Below are 21651 nucleotides of genomic sequence, written 5' to 3'. Positions count from 1 at the left end.
CGCAGGGCTGAGGGGATCGCACGCCGATTGGCATGGACGCGGAGAGGCGGCGCAGCGACACGCTAGGAGGACTAGACCATTTTGGTCAATGGTTCGGACCAATTTCCCGCGATCGGCCGCTGCTCGTCGATGTCGCCGATGCGCAGTACCGGCGGAGCCGCGAGCCGCACCCACTCCGGGTCGTGCCGTCCCGGCAGGGCGCGCCCGTGATCCGCCCAAGTCCGCATGAGGTCGCGGTAGATGGGCGGGTCCGGCAGCTGCGGCGGCGGGGCGAGCGGAACCGATTCGGCGGGACCCGGGACAAAGGTCCGGCGCCGTCCCAGGACGGTGGGCGAGGGGGTCATGCCGGGGCAACGCGACGGCGGGCGGACAGGTCACCGGCGCGAGGATTCGCGCGTGCGTTCAGTGGCGTCCGTTCCGCCGTCTGGCCTACCCGGCCGACCTGACGTACCGTCAGCTGACGCTCCGACAGGGAGGCCAGCCGTGCCCGACGACCGTCCCGTGGCGCTCGACGAGTACCCCGTCCACCAGGTGCCGCTCTCGATGAAGCACGTGGCCACCGGGGACCGCAACGCCTACGACCGCTGCATCTTCCACGTCTTCGACCACACCGGGCGCGCCCTGCTCATCACCGGGCTCGGCGTCTATCCCAACACCGGTGTCATCGACGCCTACGCCACCCTGCGCACCGGGGACATCCTGCACGCGGTGCGTGCCTCCGACGCCCTCGGCGACGACCGGATGCGGCTGGCCGTCGGACCGCTGCGGATCGAGCCCCGCGAGCCGCTCCGACGGCTCCGGCTGACCTGCGACGACGACACGCTGGCGTACGACCTCACCTGGACCGCCGACTTCCCCGCCCTGTGGGAGCCGCACCACGTCCAGCGCCGCGGCGGCCGGCTCACCCTGGAGGGGCGGCGCTTCGTCCAGGCCGGGCGCTGCACCGGGTGGATCCGCGCGGCCGGCGAGGAGATACGCGTGACGGCGGGGGAGTGGACCGGCACCCGCGACCGCAGCTGGGGCGTACGGCCGCTCCCCGGCGAGGACGGCGGCCGGCTCGCCGCGGAGCACCCGGCCGAGGGGTTCCACTGGATCTGGTGCCCGGTCCGCTTCGACGACCGCTTCCTGATGGTCGTCCTCCAGGAGGACGCCGACGGGCACCGCTCGCTGAACGACGCCACCCTCGTCCGCCCCGGCCACCGCGACCGCCAACTCGGCTGGCCCCAGGCCGAGATCGCCTACCGCCCCGGCACCCGTCTCCCGGAACGCGCCACCGTCCACCTGGGCGACGTACGAAAGCCCCAGGAGCTCGACGTGGAGATCCTGCTCTCCTCCCCGCTCGCCCTCGGCGCCGGCTACCCGCCCGCCGACGACTGGCAGCACGGCACCTGGCAGGGCCACGGCTGGACCGACCGGCGCACCTACGACATGACGGCACCGCACCGGCTCGCCGCCCACGGCGTCACCGACCACGCCGCCCGGTTCCGGCTCGACGGCCGGATCGGCCACGGCATCTTCGAGCACGGCTCGTTCGGCCGCCACGACCCCAGCGGCTTCACCGGTTTCGACTCCGTCGCGCCCTGAGGAGACCGGCCATGACCACGGCACCCCGCCCCCGCACGACCACCCGTGACCCCGAGGACCTCGGCCGCCGGCTGACCGCCTGGCTCGGCACCCGGCTGCCCGGCGCCCGCGCCGCGCACGTCCGCGTCCCCGCCGCCAACGGACTCTCCAGCGAGACCCTGCTCTTCGACATCGAGCACCCCGAACCACCGCTGCGGGCCTGCGCGTTGCGGCTCGCCGCGGACCCGGCGGCGTACACCGTCTTCCCCGAGTACGACATGGCCCGCCAGTTCCGCACCATGCGGCTGGTCGCGGACCGCACCGACGTGCCGGTGCCGCGCGTGCTCTGGCTGGAGGAGGACCCGGAACCGCTCGGAGCGCCCTTCTTCGTCATGGAACGCGTCGAGGGCCGGGTGCCGCCGGACGTCATGCCGTACACCTACGAGGGCAACTGGCTGCACGCGGCGAGCGACGCGCAGCGCGCGCATCTGGAGGCCGCGTCGGTCGGCGTCCTCGCCCGGCTGCACGACCAGGTGCCGCTCGACGAGCTGGAGTTCCTCGCCCTGCCGGGCGAAGGGGACGCGCTGCGCCGGCATGTCGAGTCCCAGCGCGCCTACTACGCCTGGGTCGTCGACGGTGTCGCCCGATCACCCCTGATCGAGGACGCGTTCGCGCGGCTGGAGCACCTGTGGCCCGCCGAATCCGGCCGGACGGTGCTCAGTTGGGGCGACGCGCGCATCGGCAACATCGTCTACGACGGGTTCGACCCGGTCGCCGTGCTGGACTGGGAGATGGCCGCACCGGCCCCGCGCGAGGTGGACCTGGGCTGGACGATCTACCTGCACCGCTTCTTCCAGGACCTCACGGCCGCGTTCGGGCAGGCAGGACTGCCGGAGCTGCTGCGCCGGGACCGGGTCGAGGAGCGCTACGCCCGGCTCACCGGGCACCGCCCCCGCGACATGGAGTTCCACACCCTCTACGCCGCCCTGCGGCACGCGATCGTGATGCTGCGGATCGCCTACCGTCAGGTGCACTTCGGGGAGATCGCCGTCCCGGCGGATCCGGACACGCTGATCCTGCACCACGGCACGCTGCGCGCCATGGTGCAGGGCAGCTACTGGAGTTGAGGGCTACCGGAGCCGTACGTCGGGGCTCAGGCGGCCTCGCGCCGCATCACCGGCACGCGCATCGGGCGCGAGCCCGGGCCGCCGACGTGCGAGAAGGGCTGGGTCCGCCAGTCGAGCCCCTGAGGGAGCGTCAACAGCAGGGCGGTGTCCTGCTCCTGGGGCTCGACGGACTCGTCCGCGGGGCGGGCCTCGGTGGCCGCGCGGCCGGTACCGGCACAGACCGTCAGCCCGAACGGGTTCCACGGCGAGGCGCACAGCGCGTGCTCCGGCAGGACGTCCTCGTCCGCCAGGAGCGCGATGGGCTGCGCGCAGTCCGGGCAGATGACCCGGTACATCTCGAACGTGTCGTAGGCGTCGGCCTCTTCGGCGTCGAAGGCGTCGGGTTCGACGCCCTCCGGCTCGGGCTCGACGACCGACTGGTGCCGCTTGGCCGTGGAACGACCAGGGCGCTTAAGACTCTGCATGGGATTCTCCCCCTCGGGCTGGGCCGTGAAGGCGCTGCGGCCTCGACCACAGCAAGCACTTCCCGCCCGGTCTCGGCGGTAATCACGAGAACATCGCGCGGCCCGTTCGGCCACTGTGTCCTTCGTCACATGCCCCTCGCAGATGCCCCGTGCGGGCGCCCGGCCGCCCCCGTCGGACACGGGAACATCACGAACCGGGTATGACCTGGGCCGCTTCTGTATCCGTGGAGATCAGGCGCACTGTAGGTTCTTGCGCCATGGAGGAGCTGGACCGACAGATCGTGCAGCTGCTCGTCAAGGACGGGCGGATGAGCTACACAGACCTGGGCAAGGCCACGGGGCTGTCCACGTCGGCCGTGCACCAGCGGGTGCGCCGGCTGGAACAGCGCGGCGTGATCCGCGGATACGCGGCGGTGGTCGACGCCGAGGCCGTCGGGCTGCCCATGACCGCCTTCATCTCGGTGAAACCGTTCGATCCCAGCGCCCCCGACGACATCGCGGACCGCCTCGCCGGGGTCCCCGAGATCGAGGCGTGCCACAGCGTCGCGGGCGACGAGAACTACATCCTCAAGGTGCGCGTGGCCACCCCGCACGAACTCGAGGAGCTGCTCGCCCGGCTGCGTACGCTCGCGGGCGTCTCGACCCGGACCACGGTCGTGCTCTCGACGCCGTACGAGGCCCGCCCGCCGCGCGTCTGAGGCCCGGCCCCCCGGGGCGCCGGCCGCCGCGGTCGTGACCCGTGTGCCGGGCCGGGCGGGCGAGGCGGGAGACTGGTGGGCATGAGTGAGCGCAACCCCGAGCCCGCCGCCGCGCGCCGAGCCGAGCCGAAGACCGTCCTGCTGCGCCGGGGCGAGGTGCACAGCCCCGCCGACCCCTTCGCCACCGCCATGGTCGTCGAGCGCGGCCAGGTCGCCTGGGTGGGCTCCGAGGGCGCCGCGGACGCCTTCGCCGACGGCGTCGACGAGGTGATCGACCTCGACGGAGCCCTCGTCACCCCGGCGTTCACGGACGCGCACGTGCACACGACGTCCACCGGGCTCGCGCTCACCGGACTCGACCTGTCCGACGCGCCCTCCCTGGACGCGGCCCTGGCCCGGGTGCGGGAGTTCGCCGCCGCCCGCCCGGACGACCGCGTCCTGCTCGGCCACGGCTGGGACGCCGCCCGCTGGCCCGGCGGCCGCCCGCCGACCCGCGCCGAGCTGGACGAGGCGGCCGGCGGGCGCCCCCTGTACCTCTCCCGGATCGACGTGCACTCCGCCGTCGTCACCACCGCGCTGCTGGCCCTCGCCCCCGGCCTTGCCGGCACCCCGGACGGCGGTCCGCTCACCGCCGACGCCCACCACGCCGTGCGCGGCGCCGCGTTCGCGGCCGTGACGCCCGCCCAGCGCGCCGCGGCCCAGCGCGCCGCCCTCGACCGCGCCGCCGCCCTCGGCATCGGCACCGTCCACGAGTGCGGCGGGCCGGAGATCTCCTCCGAGGACGACTTCACCGGGCTGCTCCGGCTCGCCGCCGAGGAGCGCGGTCCCCGGGTCGTCGGCTACTGGGCCGAGCGCGACGTCGACAAGGCGCGCGAACTCGGCGCGGTCGGCGCCGCGGGCGACCTGTTCGTCGACGGGGCGCTCGGCTCGCACACCGCCTGCCTGCACCAGCCGTACACCGACGCCGCCCACACCGGCACCGCCTACCTCGACGCGGACGCGGTGGCCGCGCATGTCACCGCCTGCACCGAGGCCGGCCTCCAGGCGGGCTTCCACGCCATCGGCGACGCGGCCGTGACCGCCGTCGTGGACGGCGTGCGGGCCGCCGCCGAGAAGGTCGGCCTTGCCCGGGTCCGCGCCGCCCGGCACCGCGTCGAACACGCCGAGATGATGACCCCCGAGACCGTCGCGGCCTTCGCCGAGCTCGGCCTCACCGCTTCCGTGCAGCCCGCCTTCGACGCGCTGTGGGGCGGTGAGGACGGCATGTACGCGAGCCGCCTGGGCGCGGACCGGGCCCGCACCCTGAACCCCTTCGCGAGCCTGCTGCGGGCCGGTGTCCCGCTGGCCTTCGGCTCCGACAGCCCGGTCACCCCGCTCGACCCCTGGGGCACCGTCCGGGCCGCCGCGTTCCACCGCACGCCCGAGCACCGGGTCTCCGTGCGCGCCGCCTTCACCGCCCACACCCGGGGCGGCTGGCGGGCCGTCGGACGGGACGACGCGGGCGTCCTGGTGCCGGGCGCGCCCGCGGACTACGCCGTCTGGCGCACCGACGAGCTCGTCGTGCAGGCCCCCGACGACCGGGTCGCCCGCTGGTCCACCGACCCCCGCTCCGGGACCCCCGGCCTGCCCGACCTCACCCCGGGCCGCGACCTGCCGGTCTGCCTGCGCACCGTCGTGGCGGGAGAGACGGTCTTCGTACGGCCGGGCGAGTGATCTAGCGGGTCCGGGTGGGGGCGATCGGCCCCCTTCCGGTCGCGGTGCGACCTGCGTGTCCTTGGTCCTGACCAGGGGTTTGCCGGAAACCGCGCAGGTCAAGCAGCTGTTGACAGCCGACGGCAGCGGGCGGGTAGGTTCGGCGAGTCCACCACCGGACGCCCGACCGGAGAACGTCCGCGCACTCGTCGCGGCGCCGCTGGGTCAGGGGCGGTGTGCCATTCGGGGCACCGCCGCTGGGAGCCAGGCTCAGCGCCCGCGCCACGCGGCGAGGGAACGTTCCCGCGTCGGCAAGGTGCGACCCGGGTGGGGCCCGGCCGCTCAGTAGACAACGGCTTTCGGTCGATCCGCAGCCAGCGGGTCCCAGGTCGGCCCGAAGGGCGCCGGGCCCCCATCCGCAGGTGCGTCGAGACCGAACCCGCGGCAACCGCAAGGACCGAACCCACGGCAACCGCAAGGACCGAACCTGCGCACTTACCCCGTTCTTGCCCAATCGACACCACGGTACGAACGTCCTGTCACGTCACCGCAGGCCGTGGCCACTATGGTGGATGTCTGCGTACGGACATGAAGGGGCAGCAGTGACTGACGGCGACGGGACTCCCGCGGCACAGGTCCGGGCGAGGCGGTTCGGCCCGCTCGGCACCGCCTTGGTGATCATTCCGACCTACAACGAGGCGGAGAACATCAAGGCCATCGTCGGCCGCGTGCGGAGGGCGGTCCCCGAGGTGCACGTTCTCGTGGCCGACGACAACAGCCCCGACGGCACCGGCAAGCTCGCCGACGAGCTGGCCGCCGAGGACGACCACGTCCAGGTGCTGCACCGCAAGGGCAAGGAGGGCCTCGGCGCCGCCTATCTCGCGGGCTTCCGCTGGGGCCTGGACAACGGCTACGGCGTGCTGGTCGAGATGGACGCCGACGGCTCCCACCAGCCCGAGGAACTGCCCCGGCTGCTGACCGCCCTCAAGAACGCCGACCTCGTGCTCGGCTCGCGCTGGGTGACCGGCGGCCGGGTGGTGAACTGGCCCAAGTCCCGCGAGTTCATCTCCCGCGGCGGCAGCCTCTACTCCCGTCTCGCCCTGGACCTGCCGCTGCGCGACATCACGGGCGGCTACCGCGCCTTCCGCCGCGAGACCCTGGAGGGCCTCGGCCTCGACGAGGTCGCCTCGCAGGGCTACTGCTTCCAGGTCGACCTCGCGCGCCGCGCGGTCAAGGCCGGCTACCACGTCGTCGAGGTGCCCATCACCTTCGTCGAGCGCGAGTTCGGCGACTCCAAGATGAGCCGCGACATCCTGGTCGAGGCGCTCTGGCGGGTGACGACCTGGGGCGTGGGCGAGCGGGTCGGCAAGCTCACCAGCCGTCCGCCGCGGAAGTAGAGGCTCCGGCGGGCGCTGCCCGGTTCCTGCCGGGCGCTGCCCGGTCCCCGGCACGCGCACCGCGCCGCCGTCCCTGGGAGTGCCGCCCGGCCGGCGGCACCCACAGGCGGGGCTGATCGTCCGCTTATCCCGCACTGAGCCGGGCCCAGGCACACTGGAAGCATGACGACTGGCGTTCCGACCTCCTCGAATCCCACCGCCCGGCCCCGGCGCTCCCGGCTGCGCACGTTCCTGCCGCTGGGCGTCGCCGTGTGGCTGGTGCTGGAGATCTGGCTGCTGATCCTCGTGGCGGGGGCCACCAGCGGGTTCGTGGTGTTCCTGCTGCTGGTCGCCGGTTTCGTGCTCGGCTCCGTGGTGATCAAGCGGGCCGGGCGGCGCGCCTTCCGCAACCTCAACGAGGCGCTCCAGCGCGGCGGCACCCCGTCGAGCAGCGGCGGCAACGGCCTGATGATGCTCGGCGGTCTGCTGCTGATGATCCCCGGCCTGATCTCGGACGCGGTGGGCCTGCTCCTGCTGATCCCGCCGGTGCAGAAGGTGGTGGGCCGGCTCGGTGAGCGCACGCTGGACCGCACGCTGCGCACGGCGCCCCCCGGCAGCCTCGGCGACGCCTTCCAGCAGGCCCGCATGCACCAGCCCGACGGCAAGGTCGTCCAGGGCGAGGTCATCCGCAACGAGCCCGCCGACCCCCGCGACGAGGGGCCCCGCCCCCCGCTGAACCGCTGACCCCCCGCTGACCCGCTGACCCGCTCGCGCGCGAGGCGCCGCGGGTCACCGAACGCGAAAAACGCTGCGGGCGCCGAAGGCGAGACCACCTGAACGCGAAAAACGCTGCGGGCGCCGAAGGTGAGACCACCTTCGGCGCCCGCAGACGCGTTGTTTGCCGCACGGCCTTGGTCCGGCCACGCGGTCCCCGAGGGTCAGGCCGACTTGCGGCTGTCCCGCGGGTGAACCGCGATGTTCATCGCACCGGAGCGCAGTACGGCGAGACGCTCCTCGAGGACCTCTTCGAGTTCCTCTCGGGTGCGCCGCTCCATCAGCATGTCCCAGTGCGTACGCGCGGGCTTGGCCTTCTTCTCCTCAGGGCCGTCGCCGTCCACCAGGAGTGCTGGGGCCCCGCAGACCTTGCACTCCCACTCCGGCGGAATCTCCGCCTCGACCGAGAAGGGCATCTCGAAGCGGTGCCCCTTCTCGCATGCGTACTCCACGGCCTGGCGCGGGGCCAGGTCGATGCCGCGGTCCGTCTCGTAGCTGGTCACCACGAGGCGCGTGCCGCGAAGAGCTCGCTCACTCATGAATCGTGCCTCCCGGGCTTGTCGCCCACAGGACAGGTGTCGCTGTCGTCGTCATCCGGTCAACGTCCGGTCGGCGGTAAAGATTCCCGTTGAGGGTCATGCGTCGCCGTCGTAGCCGCCCCTTGTTCTACCCACCGGCGCCCGGTTTGTCACATCTGCTAGCAGATGTCACCCAGCGTTTCGGCATCTTTGACGCGCAGTAACGGTACGCCAGGCAGGCCAAACGCGTACACTACCGCCCTTTCGCCCGTGACGCTAAATCTTCTCGGGAACCGGGTTCCCCGCGTCGGCGATGGCACGCGCCACCGGGACCCGGGCCAGCAGGGCGAAGCCGATCACGAAGAACACCACCAGCGAGATGATCGCCGACCGGTAGCTTCCGGTCAGCTGGTAGGTGACGCCGAACAGCAGCGGCCCGAGCCAGCTCATACCCCGGTCGCTCATCTCGTACGCGGAGAAGTACTCGGCCTCCTTGCCGGGCGGCACGAGGTGGGAGAAGAGGGAGCGGGACAGCGCCTGGCTGCCGCCCAGGACCAGCCCGATGCCCGCGGCCAGCACGAAGAACCACAGCGGCGCCCCGGCCGGCAGGAAGTACCCGGCGGCCAGCGTGAGCGTCCACGCGACCAGGGAGCCGAGGATCGTGCGCTTGGCGCCGTGCGTCCGGGCCAGCCGGCCCATGCCCAGGGCGCCGGCCACCGCCAGCACCTGCACCATCAGCACGGCCGTGATCAGGGTCGACTGGCTCAGACCCAGCTCCTCGGAGCCGTAGACGGAGGCCTGGGAGATCACCGTCTGGATGCCGTCGTTGTAGATCAGGTAGGCGAGCAGAAAGGACAGGGTGAGCGGCTTGCCGCGCATGTCCCGGACCGTGGCCGCGAGCTGCCGCCAGCCGTGCACCGCGGGTCCGGCGGCCGCGACGGCACGGCGGTCGCGCAGCCGCTTCAGCGGGATCAGGGTGAAGGCGCCCCACCACAGGCCCGCCGAGGCGAGGCAGATGCGCACCGCCATCCCCTCCGACAGGCCGAACGAGTCGTGCGCCGTGAACAGGACCAGGTTCCCGATCAGTACCAGCGACCCGGCCGCGTAGCCGAAGGCCCAGCCCCGCGACGACACCGCGTCGCGCTCCTCGGGTGGGGCGATCTGCGGCAGGTAGGAGTTGTACAGGACCATCGACACGGCCAGCGAGGCGTTGGCGACGATCAGCAGCAGTCCGCCCAGCAGATAGCGGTCGCCGTTCAGGAAGAACAGTCCCGCCGTCGCGGCGGCACCGAGATAGGCCGCCGCCGCGAGCAGCGGCTTCTTCCGGCCGCTGCGGTCGGCCGCGGCGCCCACCAGCGGCATCGCCACGATCGACAGGATCACGGAGGCGGAGACGCAGTACGCGAAGAAGGAGCCCGCCCGCAGCGGGACGCCCAGCGGGTGCACATACCCGTCCGCGTCCGCCGCGTGCTTGGCCACCGCCGTCAGATAGGGGCCCAGGAACACGGTGAGCACGCTCGTCGAATAGACGGAGCAGGCCCAGTCGTAGAAGTACCAGCCGCGCTGTTCGCGGCGCCGCTGCGCGGTCTCGTCGACCGCGTCGGTCCGCACGGTGCCGATGTCCACCCGTGCCCTCGCTTCCCCGCCGGTGGTGCTGTGCGAAGGCGTCCGGGTGGCGGACGCCCGGGGCTCAGGCCCAGACGCCCCGGTCTTCCATGACCTTGCGCAACGTGTCGATGTGATCGGTCATGATGCCATCCACCCCGAGATCCAGGAGCCGGTGCATCCGCTCGGGTTCGTTGACGGTCCACACGTGCACCTGGAGCCCGCGCGCGTGGGCCGTGCGCACGAAACGGCGGTCCACCACCGGGACGCCCGACTGGGCCTCCGGCACCTGCGCGGCGAGAGCCGACCGGCGCACCGGGACCGGCAGCCCCCAGGAGCGCAGCCGCAGGGCGAGCACTCCGCGCGTACCGTACGAGGTCGCCAGGCGCGGGCCCGCGAGCCGCTGGGCGCGCACGACGCGCCCCTCGGAGAACGAGCCGACGCAGACCCGGTCCCAGGCGTCGGTCCGCTCCAGCAGTTCCAGCAGCGGGCGCAGCGTGGGTTCCGCCTTCATGTCGACGTTCCAGCGGACCTCGGGGAAGGTCTCCAGCAGCTCCTCGAACAGGGGCACCGGCTCACTGCCCGCCACGCGTGCGTGGCGCACGTCGTCCCAGGGCAGGTCGGCGATCCGGCCCGCTCCGTCGGTCACCCGGTCCAGGGTGTCGTCGTGGAAGGCGACGAGCCGGCCGTCCGCCGTGGCGTGGACGTCCGTCTCCAGGTACCGGTAGCCCAGCTCCACCGCGCGGCGGAACTGCGCCGCGGTGTTCTCCAGGCCGTCGGCCGCGCCGCCGCGGTGCGCGAACGGTATGGGGCCGGGGTGGTCGAGATAGGGGTGGCGAATCAGGCCGGTCCGGTTGCTCACGGACCGAGTATGGCCCGTTCGGGTGACCCGGCGGCAACGACCGGACTGCGCTCCGATGCCCGCGGGACGGCGAACACCTTGAGGAACAGCTGCGCGAGCGGCCCGATCGAGACCGCGTACAGGACGGTGCCGACGCCGATCGTGCCGCCGAGCGCGAAGCCGGTGACGACGACGGTGACCTCGATGACGGTCCGCATCAGCCGGATGGAGCGGCCGGTGCGCCGGTGCAGGCCGGTCATCAGCCCGTCGCGTGGGCCCGGTCCGAAGTCCGCGGAGATGTACAGGCCGGTGGCCACGCCGTTGAGCGCGATGCCCGCGGCCATCGTCACGATCCGTACGGCGAGTCCGTGCGCGTCGGGCACCAGGGCCAGCGTGCCGTCCATCGCGAGTCCGACGAGGAAGACGTTCGACACCGTGCCGAGGCCGGGGCGCTGGCGCAGCGGGATCCACAGCAGCAGCACCGCCGCGCCCACGATGATCGAGACCACGCCGATGGTCAGCCCGCTGAGCCTGGCCAGGCCCTGGTGCAGCACCCCCCAGGGCTCCAGGCCCAGCCCGGCCCGGACGAGCAGGGCGGAGCTGGCGCCGTAGAGCACGAGACCGGCGTAGAGCTGGACGAGCCGACGGGCGGTGGTAGGTGTCGGGGGCGTGGGGGGCGTGGGTGGCGTGGACAAAGGGGTACCCCATTGGTGGAAGTGGCCTGGCTCGTGCCACTCTGTGGCGAGGGAGTACGGGCCATCCATGGCCAATTCGGGGAAGGTGGACTGATTCGCATGGCGCAGTGGACCTCGGCGGTGGGGGCCGCGCAGCTCGCCCGGCTGCTGACCTCCCAGCAGGACCGTCCCGCGGGTCCCGGCACCCGCCGCCCGCCCGCCTACCGGGCCCTCGCCGACGGCATCCGGCTGCTGGTCCTCGAAGGCCGCGTCCCGGTCGCCGCGCGGCTGCCCGCCGAGCGGGAACTGGCCGTGGCGCTGTCCGTCAGCCGCACGACCGTCGCCGCCGCCTACGAGGCGCTGCGCGCCGAGGGCTTCCTGGAGTCCCGGCGTGGCGCGGGCAGCTGGACCGCCGTGCCCGCGGGCAATCCCTTCCCGGCCCGGGGCCTGGAACCGCTGCCGCCGGAGGCGCTCGGCTCGATGATCGACCTCGGCTGCGCGGCGCTGCCCGCGCCCGAGCCCTGGCTCACCCGGGCCGTGCAGGGCGCCCTGGAGGAACTGCCGCCGTACGCGCACACGCACGGCGACTATCCGGCCGGGCTGCCCGCCCTGCGCTCGATGATCGCCGAGCGGTACACGGCGCGCGGCATCCCGACCATGCCGGAGCAGATCATGGTGACGACCGGCGCGATGGGGGCGATCGACGCCATCTGCCACCTCTTCGGGGGACGCGGTGAGCGCATCGCCGTCGAGTCGCCGTCGTACGCCAACATCCTCCAGCTGATGCGTGAGGCGGGCGCCCGGCTGGTGCCCGTGGCCATGGCCGACGGGCTGGCCGGCTGGGACATGGACCGCTGGCGGCAGGTGCTGCGCGAGGCCGCGCCCCGGATCGCCTATGTGGTCGCCGACTTCCACAACCCGACCGGCGCCCTCGCCGACGAGGACCAGCGCCGCCGGCTGGTGGACGCCGCCCGGTCCGCGGGCACGGTGCTGGTCGCCGACGAGACGATGTCCGAGCTGTGGCTCGACGAGGACGTGACCATGCCACGCCCCGTCTGCGGTTTCGACCCGGCCGGCTCGACGGTGATCACCGTCGGATCGGCGAGCAAGGCGTTCTGGGCGGGCATGCGCATCGGCTGGGTGCGCGCGGCCCCCGACGTGATCCGCAGCCTGGTCGCCGCGCGCGCGTACGCCGACCTGGGCACGCCCGTCCTGGAGCAGCTGGCCGTCAACTGGCTGTTCGCCACCGGCGGCTGGGAACAGGCGGTGGAGCTGCGCCGCGGTCAGGCCCGGGAGAACCGCGACGACCTGGTGGCGGCGGTCCGCCGGGAGCTGCCCGACTGGGAGTTCGAGGTGCCCAAGGGGGGCCTGACCGTGTGGGCGCGGGCCGGTGGCCTGTCCGGCTCCCGCCTCGCGGAGGCGGGGGAGCGGACCGGGGTACGGGTGCCGTCGGGTCCCCGCTTCGGCGTCGACGGCGCCTTCGAGGGCTATGTCCGCCTGCCCTTCACGGTCGGCGGCCCGCTGGCGGACGAGGCGGCGGCCCGGCTGGCCGCCGCGGCCCGCCTGGTCCAGTCCGGCGCGAACCTGGGCGCGGAGGCACCGCGCACGTTCGTGGCCTGAGGGCCGCGGTGCGCCTGGGGCCGACGCGGGGCGGCCGGTCGCGGTTCGCCTGCGGTTCGTCCGCCGCGCGGTCGGCCGGGAGGCCCGGCCCGCTCGGCCCCGGCCGCCCCGGCCGGGGACGCACGACGGCCCCCGCCACCCGGTGAGCACCGGGATGCGGGGGCCGTGGTCGTTCGTGCCGGGCGCGGATCAGGGGGAGCGACGGGAGGGGAGCGGGACGGGAGCGGGTGGGGAGTCGGTCAGGGCGTCTCCGCCGCCACCGCCTGCACCGGGGAGTCCGCCGTGGCCTCCGCCTTCACCAGGGTCGCCGTGACCGAGGACTCCGCCCCGGCCTCCGACGTCACTGAGACGTCCGCCGCGGCCAAGGACTCAGCCGCGACCGGCGCCTCCGTCTTGACGAAGGCGTCCGCTGCGACCGGTGCGTCCGGCTTGGCGAAGGCGTTCGCCGTGACCAGCGCCGTCTTGACGAAGGCGTCCGCCGTGACCGGCGCCTCGGCCTTGGCGAAGGCGTCCGCCGTGGTCGGCGCCTCGGCCTTGGCGAAGGAGTCCGCCGTGACCGGCGCCTCGGCCCTGACGAAGGCGTCCGCCGTGGTCGGCGCCTCGGCCTTGGCGAAGGGGTCCGCCGTGGTCGGCGCTTCCTTGCGCACCAGTGCGTCCGCCTTCAGCAGCGCGTCCGTCTTGAGCAGCGCCCCCGCCTCCACCGGGGCGTCGACGGAGACCGCCTCCGTGTCCCGGACCGTGGCCGTCCTCGCGTCCGCGGGGGTGGTGCGCGGGGGCAGCAGCGCGAGCACGGCCTGCCGGTCGGCGTCGCTCGTGGCGTCGTCGTACGGGTCGGGCGTGGCCGGGACCTGGAGCCGGTGCACGGCCCCCGTCCCGAGCCGGGCGAAGCCGCGGCCGGGCGGGACCTGGGCGAGCGGGGTCGTGTGCGGGGGCGCGCCCAGCACCGCCTCCACCTGGCGGGCGGAGGCCGGCCCGAGCACGACACGCGCGCGCGTGTGCTGCCGTACGGCGTCGCTCAGGGACTCGGCGCCGTCGAACTGCTCGGCGACGACCACCGTGACGTTCGCCGCCCTGCCGTGTCGCAGCGGCACCTGGAGCAGTGCCTGCGGGTCCCCCCGGCCGTCCGCGGCGGCCAGATGGGTGAACACGGTCGGCCGGTCCAGCAGCAGCCACAGCGGACGCCGGGTGTCCTCCGGCGGGGGCTGGCCCTCCTGGCGGGCCCGGTTCGCGGCGATCAGCCGCCGCTCGGTCTCGCCGGCCGCCCACTCCAGGCCGGCCACCACCCCGGCCAGCCCGGACTCGACGGCGAGGACACCGTCGCGGCCGGTCAGGCAGGCGTGCTCGGCGGTGCCGCCGCCGTCGGCGACGAACACGTCGCCGTGCTGGAGCGCCTGGAGCGCGAGGGAGCGCAGCAGCGTCGAGGTGCCGCTGCCGGGCTGGCCCATGACCAGCAGATGCGGCTCGGTGGAGCGGACTCCGGTGCGCCACACGACCGGTGGCACGTCGCGCTGCTCCTCCCCGTGGGTGAGGGGGAGCGTGCGCTGGACCTGCGTCGGGTCGGTGAACCCGAGCACGGTCTCGCCGGGGGTGGTGACGAAGCGCTGCGCGGCGATGTCGGTGGGCAGGGGGGCGAGGACGGCGACCGTGAGCTGGTTGCCCTCCTCGTCCCAGGTGAAGTGGTACTCACGGCCCCGGCCGGACTTGGCCGTGAGCAGTTGTTCCACCCGCAGGCGGGACTCGGCCTCGCCGTCCGGGAAGTAGGCCGGATAGCGGACCAGGAGGTGGGACACCCGGCCCGCGTCGTCGAACTCGTGGGCCGGGAAGACCGCCTCCCAGTCGCCGCCGTGGGCGTACATCGGTGCCGGGTCCTCGGCCGCCGCGAAGTACGGGACCAGGGCCTCGTACAGCGACTGGAGGCGTTCGGCCCGGGCCGGGTCGGGGTCTTCGGGAGCCGCCGGTGTGCGGTCCCGGCCCTGCCAGGCCGCCGCCGTCATCACGACGATGACGGCGAGCAGCGGGCCGTACGGTGCGAGCGCCACGACCAGGACGAGCGAGGCCACCAGGAAGAGCAGCGGCCCGCGCTTGTCCTTGGGCGTGTCCGCCCACTTGCGCCGTCCGGCCGAGGCCAGCCGGCGCAGCCCACGCGTGATCGTGATCAGCGGGTGCAGGACGTCGGTGGCGCTGTCGGCCGCCGTCCGTGCCAGCTCCCTGCTGCGGGCGATCTGCGCGCTGCCTGTGCTCAGGATGCGGGGAAGGGGGCGCCGGGCCACTGCTGTCTCCTGTAGGTGCGGAGGGACGGGAGAGGCGGCGTCAGAACTTGATGCCGCCGAGCAGGCTCGCCAGGCTCTCGCCGCCGGCCTTGATGCTCGGGGCGATGGCCGTGCTGGCGAGATAGAAGCCGAACAGAGAGGTGGTCACGGCGTGCGACGCCTTCAGCCCGTCCTTCTTGAAGAACAGGAAAACGATGATGGCGAGCAGGACGACGCCTGACATGGACAGGATCATTTCGGTTTCTCCTGGTGTCGAGGGGGACAGTCACCATGAGTACTTCCAGGATCACAGGATGTATCCATACGATAAAAGGTGCAACTGAGTGGAATGTGGGCGATTTCGCCCGGTCGGCCGAGCCTTGCCGGGCCGACCGGCGCCCGGTTGGGCAGGGTTGTTGCCCCGTTCGAGGCTGACGTGATCTTTACCTCGGGCGGATCGGGTCATGTGCCGCGCGGGCCAGTACGCTGACGTTTCACCCGTACGGACGGCAACCGCTCGCTGCCGTACCCTCCACCGGAGGGCCCACCCGGCCCCCCGAAGCTCTCCGGAGTTCCCCGCAGTCCCCAGTGAGAGGCGGCCCGACCGATGAGTGAAGCGCCCGACCCCGAGGTCGTGGAGCTCGCGACCAAGATCTTCGATCTGGCTCGGAAGGGGCAGACGGAGGCTCTCGTGGCGTACGTCGACGCGGGTGTCCCGGCCGACCTCACCAACGACCGCGGCGACACCCTGGTGATGCTCGCCGCCTACCACGGCCACGCCGAGGCGGTCCGCGCGCTCCTCGCCCGCGGCGCCGCCGCCGACACCGCCAACGACCGCGGCCAGACGCCGCTCGCGGGGGCGGTCTTCAAGGGCGAGCAGGCCGTGATCGAGGCGCTGCTCGAAGGCGGAGCCGACCCGGCCGCGGGTACCCCGTCGGCCGTCGACACCGCTCGTATGTTCGGCAGGAAGGAATTGCTGGAACTGTTCGGAGTGCACTGACGCACACCGTCCGACCAGCACAGACACAGAAAACGGGGGAGGCGGTAAAGGGCCGCCGGAAATACGGTCGCGGCAGGAGAAACCCGCGAGTCATCATGACGTCGTGATTCACGGACGCGATGGCTGGGCAGGTGATGCCGCACCGCGCGGGCCGTGATGCGGTCCGCATGGGCCACCGACGAGAGGCAGAGGAAGATGGTCTACAGCAAGCAAGAGACGGCGGGCGCCCCGACGTTGTGTCACGCGGCCAGGTAGTGCGTGGTCCCCGGTTGCGTCGACGCTTGATGTGAGGCTGTTTCCCATGTTCGATCCGGTCATAGCGCCCAGCGGCACGCTGCTCGGCCTGCTTCAGCGAGGCCGTGGCGACGGCACGCTGCACGCGCTCACCGCCCCGCGCGCCGAGGCGCTCGCGGCCCTGAACCACTGTGTGCTGCGCGATCCCCGCCACGACTGGCAGGTGGAGAACCGCTCCCTGTACTACGCCCGCCTCTACCTCGACCTCGGCGGCGGCCTCGACGCCATCGAGACGCACCTGTTCAACCCCGAGGACGTGCTCGACACCGACGAGTCACGCACCGGCCTCGCGCTGGCGGTCCTCGGGCACCTGGCCTCCTACGGCCGGCGGGACGCCCTCGCCCTGCTGCGCAGGTACGCCGAGACCGGCTCGAACTGGGCCTGGGCCCTCGACGAACTCGCCCTGCGCGACGACGACGCGGGCCTGCGCGCCCTCGCCGTCCCCGTCCTGGCCCGCTTCCCGGCCGACCCCGAGGGCGAGGCCGAACTCGCCGCCGCCGTACGCGACGCGTTCGAGCCGCGGCCCTGGCGACTGTGGGCCGAGGATCCGCGGGAGGCCATCGGCACGCGGGTGCGGGCCGCCCAGGAGACCGGCTGCTTCGACCGCTGGCAACGCCAGATGCGGCCCTCGGGACCGCGGCCCGGCTGGAGCGTGGGCGCCGTCCTCGAATGGGCCCAGCAGGGCGTCGAACGCGGCGCCGCGCTCCATGTGCCCGCCGCCCGCTGCCTGGCCGCCGTGGCCGGGCCCGAGGACCGGCCGGAGATCGTCCGCGCGGCACAGGACGGCAGCGAGGGAGCCCGCTGCACCGCCCTGCGCTATCTCGCCGACGCGAACGATCCCGACGCCCTCGACCTCGTCGAGGCCGCGGTCGCCGGCGGGACCGCCCCCGTCGTGGACGCCGCCGTCGACGCCTTCGAACGCATGCGGAGCGTCGCCGCCGTCGACCGGGCCCGCGGCTGGGCCCGCCGGCCCGACGCCCTCGGCGCCGCCGCCGGACGCGTGCTCGCCTGCCGCGGCGGCACCCGCGACAGCGACCTCGTCCTCGCCGCGCTCCGTGAGGCCGTACGGGGCGAGGGGCCCGACGCGCCGACCCTGTGGACCCTCGTCGACGGCACCGGACGGCTCGGCATCGTCTGCGCGGCACCGGTCCTGCGCCATGTCTACCGCGAGACCGCCTCCTCCCATCTGCGCGGCCGCGCCGCCCGCGCCCTCGCCGCGACCGACCCCTCCTTCGCCACCGGATTCGCCGTCGAATGCCTCTGGGACTGCGAGGAGACCACCCGCGAACTGGCCGCCCGCCACGCCGAGACCGGGGACGCCCGCGTCGTCGAACGCCTGCGCCGCCTGGCCGCGGATCCCGCGGAGGAGGACGAGGTCCAGACGGCGGTCCGCAGCCGGATCGGCCCCGACGCGGGGCCGCTGCGCTCGGCTTAGGCAGGGGTACGCCCCCCCCGGGCGCGGGGGACTGCGCTGCGGCGGCCGTCCAGGTCGAGTGTTGTCCGCGGGCCGGTGGGGGCCGATCGCGCAGTTCCCCGCGCCCCTGAGGGGGCCTTGCCTCAGCCCACCCAGGGGCGCGGGGAACTGCGCGAGTGGCCACGACGTGCCCGCGCGGGGGTACGGCGCCGAGTGCCCGCCCGTGGGGCGGAGGATGGACGGGTGGCGCGCCCCCACCCCGCCCTCCCCGAGCGGCAGCGTGAACGCCGGGTGACTCGCGGGGCGGACCCGTGTGGACGCCGTCCGACCTGCCCGGGGGCGCACCGCAACGCTCATGGACCGTTCCTCGGCCGGAAAGATCCACGTTGACGCGGGCACGTCCAGCCCGGCGACAACACGGGTATGCGTGTCGTCATCGTGACCGAATCCTTTCCCCCCGATGTGAACGGCGTGGCCCACTGCGCGCTCCAGACCGCCCGGCACCTCGTCGATCGCGGTCACGCCCCGCTCGTCGTCGCCCCGGCCCCCGCGGCCGGCACCGGCACCGACGCCTCGGCGCCGTGCCCCGTCGTCCACGTCCCCTCCCTCCCGCTCCCGGGCTACCCCCAGGTGCGCGTCGCCCTCCCCAGCCGACGCGTGGCCGCGGCGATCGCCGAGCACCGCGCCGACGTCGTCCACCTGGCGAGCCCCTTCGTCCTCGGCGTCCGCGGCATGGCCGCCGCCGCCCGGCTCGGCGTGCCCGCCGTGGCCGTCTACCAGACCGACCTCGCCGGTTACGCCCGCACCTACATGGGCGCCGGAGAGGCCGTCGCCTGGCGCCGCATCCGCTCCGTGCACGCGGCCGCCGCCCGCACCCTCGCCCCCTCCACCGCCGCCCGGCGCGACCTGGAGGCCCACGGCATCCCGCGGGTCAGGCTGTGGCCGCGTGGCGTGGACACCGTCCGCTTCCGGCCCGAACACCGCGACGCCGCCCTGCGCCGCGAACTCGCCCCGAACGGCGAGCTGATCGTCGGCTATGTCGGCCGCCTCGCCCCCGAGAAGCAGGTCGAACTGCTCGCCGGCGTCTGCGGCCTGGAGGGCGTGAAGGTCGTGGTGGTCGGCGACGGCCCCAGCCGGCCCGGACTGGCCGAGGCGCTGCCCGGCGCGGTCTTCCTCGGCCGCCGTACCGGCGACGAACTCGCCCGGATCTTCGCCTCCCTCGACGTCTTCGCGCACACCGGCCCCTTCGAGACGTTCTGCCAGACCGTCCAGGAGGCCATGGCCAGCGGCGTCCCCGTCGTGGCGCCCGCCGTCGGCGGCCCCCTCGACCTGGTCGCCCACGGCCGCACCGGGCTCCTCGTGCCGCCGCGCGACGCCGACGCCGTACGGGACGCCGTACGGTCCCTGGCCGCCGACCCCGCCCTGCGGACCGCGTACGGCGCCGCCGGGCGCGCCATGGTCGAGGGCCGCACCTGGGCCGCCGTCGGCGACCAGCTGATCGGGCACTATCACGACGTGCTCGGCGCGCGGAAGCCGGCGGTGGCGGCATGAAGGACACCGGCCTGCGGATCGTCCGCCTCGCCAACTTCGTCGCCCCCGCCTCCGGCGGCCTGCGCACCGCCCTGCGCGAACTGGGCAAGGGGTTCCAGGCGGCCGGCCACGAAGCCGTGCTCGTCGTGCCCGGCGAGCGGCACACCGACCGCGACACCGAGCAGGGCCGGGTGATCACCCTGCCCGGCCCCCTGCTCCCCGGCACCGGCGGCTACCGCGTCCTCACCGACAAGCGGCGCGTGGCGGACCTCCTGGAGGAACTCGCCCCGGACCGCCTGGAGGTCTCCGACCGCACCACCCTGCGCTGGACCGGCCGCTGGGCGCGCCGCGCCCGCGTCCCCGCCGTGATGGTCTCCCACGAGACCGCCGACGGCGTCCTGCGCACCTGGGGGCTGCCGGAGAACCTCTCCCGGCGCGCCGCCGACGCGCTCAACACCCGCACCGCGCACACCTACGCGCGCGTGGTGTGCACCACCGAGTTCGCCGCCCGGGAGTTCGTGCGCATCGGCGCCCGCAACGTCGTACGCGCCCCGCTCGGCGTCGACCTCACCGGCCGCCACCCCGCCCTGCGCGCCCCCGGGCTGCGCGCCCGTTACGCGCGCGAGGACCAGACCCTCCTGGTGATGTGCTCCCGGCTGTCCGTGGAGAAGCGGCCCGGCACCGCGCTCGACGCGCTGGAGGCGCTGCTGCGGCGCGGGCGCGCCGCGGTCCTGGTGGTCGCCGGGGACGGCCCGCTGCGGCCCCGCCTGGAGGCGCGGGCCCGCGAGCGCGGCCTGCCGGTGACCTTCCTCGGCCACGTCTCCGACCGGGGGCTGCTCGGCGCGCTCCAGGCGTCCGCCGACGTGGCCCTGGCGCCGGGCCCGGCCGAGACGTTCGGCCTCGCCGCCCTGGAGGCCATGGCCTGCGGTACGCCGGTCGTCGCGAGCGCGTCGTCCGCGCTGCCGGAGGTGATCGGCTCGGCGGGCGCGGTCGCCGCCGACCGCGGATCCGCCTTCGCCGACGCCGTCGAAGACGTCCTGGACCGCCCCGGGCCCGGCCGCCGGGACGCGGCACGCGCGCGTGCGGAGTGCTTCGGCTGGGGGACCGCGGTGGACGCGTTCCTCCGGGCGCACGACGCGGCCGTGCACACGGGGCCGGTCCCCGCGGACCCGCCGGTCGTGTCCACCCGCGCGGGCGGCGCGTCGGCCCCGGCCGCAGCCGCGGAACTGCCGGGGCCCGCGCGCCCCACGGTCGCGGAGGGCGTCCTATGAGACCCGTGCGCTTCGTCGCCCTCGGGGACTCGCTCACCGAGGGGGTCGGGGACCCCGTCGCCGGCGGCCGGCGCGGCTGGGCCGCGCTGCTCGCCGACGGCCTCGCCCCGCTGCCCGGGGAGAACGTCCGGTTCACCAACCTCGCGGTCAGCGGCGCGCAGACCCGTGACGTGCTGGAACGGCAGACACCGGCGGCGCTCGACCTGAGCCCCGACGTCGTCTCGGTCGTCATCGGCGTCAACGACACCCTGCGCTGCACCTTCGACATCCACGCCGTGGCGGAGCGCCTCGACCAGGTCTACGCCGCCTTCTCCGCCCGCGGCTCCGTCGTCCTCACGGCCTGCCTGCCCGATCCCGGCGCGATGCTCGGCCTGCCCGGCGCGCTGGCCCGCCCGCTGGCCCGGCGGCAGCGCGCGGTCAACACCGTCGTGCACGCCCTCTCCGACCGGTACGGCGCCGTCCACCTGCACGCGGGCGAAGGCGCGTGGCTCGCCGACCGCGCGATGTGGAGCGCGGACCGGCTCCACCCGGGCGAGCGCGGCCACCGGCAACTCGCCCTCCGCTTCCATGCGTTGCTCGCCGCGGCGGGCCGGGCCGGCGGGCCCGCGCCGTCGCCCGAGCCGGAGTTCCCGGCGCCCACCCGCTCGGCGAGCCTGCTGTGGCTGGCCACCGCGGGCACCGCCTGGGTGGCCCGGCGCTGCACGGACCTGCTGCCGCAGCTGTTGCGGCTGGCCGCCGACGAGATGCGCCACCGGGCCCGCGGCACCAGCGCCCGGCTCGACCTGCACGCCTCCGCCGCGGTCGCCGCGGCGCTCGCGGCCCTGACCACCGCGGAGCGGCCGGACGCGGCGTAGGGCCTGTCCGACGACCCCCGTCCGTCGGACAGGCTCTGGTACGGCCCCGGTTCGACGAGCCCCGTCCGGCGGACCGGCCCTGCTACG

19 protein-coding genes and 1 pseudogene are annotated in these 21651 nt (G+C 74.3%); 12 read left to right on the top strand and 8 right to left on the bottom strand.

Translation table 11 applies throughout. The features are described 5' to 3' along the window. Window positions 1–71: 71 nt before the first annotated feature. On the bottom strand, window positions 72–344 hold the full coding sequence (locus tag WN71_RS43485; protein WP_240529721.1) for a hypothetical protein: 273 nt from the start codon (window positions 342–344) through the stop codon (window positions 72–74). Window positions 345–483: 139 nt separating this feature from the next. Between WN71_RS43485 and WN71_RS22880 the strand changes: the two genes are divergently transcribed. After that, window positions 484–1584, top strand: a complete 1101-nt coding sequence (locus tag WN71_RS22880) for an Rv3169 family protein (RefSeq protein ID WP_046583259.1) — start codon at window positions 484–486, stop codon at window positions 1582–1584. An 11-nt stretch (window positions 1585–1595) separates the two neighbouring features. Continuing rightward, window positions 1596–2690 (top strand): phosphotransferase family protein, encoded by a 1095-nt coding sequence (locus WN71_RS22875; protein ID WP_046583260.1) that lies wholly within the window; start codon window positions 1596–1598, stop codon window positions 2688–2690. A 26-nt stretch (window positions 2691–2716) separates the two neighbouring features. On the opposite strand, the gene WN71_RS22870 is transcribed toward WN71_RS22875, so the two are convergent. Next, on the bottom strand, window positions 2717–3154 hold the full coding sequence (locus WN71_RS22870) for a hypothetical protein (RefSeq protein ID WP_046583262.1): 438 nt from the start codon (window positions 3152–3154) through the stop codon (window positions 2717–2719). A gap of 257 nt (window positions 3155–3411) precedes the next feature. Between WN71_RS22870 and WN71_RS22865 the strand changes: the two genes are divergently transcribed. The 4 genes from WN71_RS22865 (at window position 3412) to fxsA (ending at window position 7664) form a co-directional block, all read left to right on the top strand. Then, window positions 3412–3852 (top strand): Lrp/AsnC family transcriptional regulator, encoded by a 441-nt coding sequence (locus WN71_RS22865; RefSeq protein WP_046583263.1) that lies wholly within the window; start codon window positions 3412–3414, stop codon window positions 3850–3852. A gap of 81 nt (window positions 3853–3933) precedes the next feature. Continuing rightward, window positions 3934–5565, top strand: coding sequence for an amidohydrolase (locus WN71_RS22860; RefSeq protein ID WP_046583266.1), 1632 nt, complete (start codon window positions 3934–3936; stop codon window positions 5563–5565). Between the two features lie 581 nt (window positions 5566–6146). Then, window positions 6147–6941, top strand: a complete 795-nt coding sequence (locus tag WN71_RS22855; RefSeq protein ID WP_046583268.1) for a polyprenol monophosphomannose synthase — start codon at window positions 6147–6149, stop codon at window positions 6939–6941. A gap of 162 nt (window positions 6942–7103) precedes the next feature. After that, the gene (gene fxsA, locus WN71_RS22850) at window positions 7104–7664 is read left to right on the top strand and encodes an FxsA family membrane protein (protein ID WP_046583270.1); all 561 of its coding nucleotides are present in this window, start codon (window positions 7104–7106) and stop codon (window positions 7662–7664) included. 194 nt (window positions 7665–7858) lie between these two features. On the opposite strand, the gene WN71_RS22845 is transcribed toward fxsA, so the two are convergent. From WN71_RS22845 to yczE, 4 genes are all read right to left on the bottom strand, one after another. Beyond that, a complete protein-coding gene (locus tag WN71_RS22845) occupies window positions 7859–8233 on the bottom strand; it encodes an RNA polymerase-binding protein RbpA (RefSeq protein WP_009187548.1) in 375 nt (124 codons plus the stop codon). A 255-nt stretch (window positions 8234–8488) separates the two neighbouring features. After that, window positions 8489–9838, bottom strand: coding sequence for an MFS transporter (locus WN71_RS22840; RefSeq protein ID WP_046583274.1), 1350 nt, complete (start codon window positions 9836–9838; stop codon window positions 8489–8491). A gap of 64 nt (window positions 9839–9902) precedes the next feature. Then, window positions 9903–10679: a glycerophosphodiester phosphodiesterase family protein gene (locus WN71_RS22835; RefSeq protein WP_046583276.1), complete on the bottom strand. Its 777-nt coding sequence runs from the start codon at window positions 10677–10679 to the stop codon at window positions 9903–9905. Further along, window positions 10676–11353 carry a membrane protein YczE gene (gene yczE / locus WN71_RS22830; RefSeq protein WP_046583278.1) on the bottom strand — a complete coding sequence of 226 codons (678 nt, stop codon included), beginning with the start codon at window positions 11351–11353 and terminating at the stop codon, window positions 10676–10678. The genes WN71_RS22835 and yczE overlap by 4 nt, the downstream gene beginning before the upstream one ends. Window positions 11354–11452: 99 nt before the next feature. On the opposite strand from yczE, the gene WN71_RS22825 reads away from it, so the two are divergent. Then, entirely contained in the window at window positions 11453–12952 is a 1500-nt protein-coding gene (locus tag WN71_RS22825) for an SCO1417 family PLP biosynthesis transcription factor (protein ID WP_046583281.1), read from the top strand. Window positions 12953–13697: 745 nt separating this feature from the next. On the opposite strand, the pseudogene WN71_RS22820 reads toward WN71_RS22825, so the two are convergent. Together WN71_RS22820 and WN71_RS22815 are read right to left on the bottom strand one after the other, a co-directional pair. Continuing rightward, window positions 13698–15222: pseudogene (locus tag WN71_RS22820) on the bottom strand (ATP-binding protein); the annotation flags it as partial. 40 nt (window positions 15223–15262) lie between these two features. Beyond that, window positions 15263–15457 (bottom strand): hypothetical protein, encoded by a 195-nt coding sequence (locus tag WN71_RS22815; protein WP_046583282.1) that lies wholly within the window; start codon window positions 15455–15457, stop codon window positions 15263–15265. A 351-nt stretch (window positions 15458–15808) separates the two neighbouring features. On the opposite strand from WN71_RS22815, the gene WN71_RS22810 reads away from it, so the two are divergent. From WN71_RS22810 to WN71_RS22790, 5 genes are all read left to right on the top strand, one after another. Continuing rightward, on the top strand, window positions 15809–16201 hold the full coding sequence (locus WN71_RS22810; RefSeq protein ID WP_046583284.1) for an ankyrin repeat domain-containing protein: 393 nt from the start codon (window positions 15809–15811) through the stop codon (window positions 16199–16201). Between the two features lie 301 nt (window positions 16202–16502). After that, window positions 16503–17930, top strand: a complete 1428-nt coding sequence (locus WN71_RS22805) for a HEAT repeat domain-containing protein (protein ID WP_046583286.1) — start codon at window positions 16503–16505, stop codon at window positions 17928–17930. A gap of 402 nt (window positions 17931–18332) precedes the next feature. Further along, window positions 18333–19460: a glycosyltransferase family 4 protein gene (locus WN71_RS22800; RefSeq protein WP_046583296.1), complete on the top strand. Its 1128-nt coding sequence runs from the start codon at window positions 18333–18335 to the stop codon at window positions 19458–19460. Then, window positions 19457–20710, top strand: a complete 1254-nt coding sequence (locus WN71_RS22795) for a glycosyltransferase (RefSeq protein ID WP_079178030.1) — start codon at window positions 19457–19459, stop codon at window positions 20708–20710. The genes WN71_RS22800 and WN71_RS22795 overlap by 4 nt, the downstream gene beginning before the upstream one ends. After that, window positions 20707–21564, top strand: coding sequence for an SGNH/GDSL hydrolase family protein (locus WN71_RS22790; RefSeq protein ID WP_046583298.1), 858 nt, complete (start codon window positions 20707–20709; stop codon window positions 21562–21564). Before WN71_RS22795 ends, WN71_RS22790 begins: the two co-directional genes overlap by 4 nt. Window positions 21565–21651: the final 87 nt, after the last annotated feature.

The organism is Streptomyces mangrovisoli (assembly GCF_000974985.2).
GTDB classification, from domain to species: domain Bacteria; phylum Actinomycetota; class Actinomycetes; order Streptomycetales; family Streptomycetaceae; genus Streptomyces; species Streptomyces mangrovisoli.
Note: the sequence above shows the minus strand (reverse complement) of the source record. Positions and strands in the feature narration are given on the sequence as shown.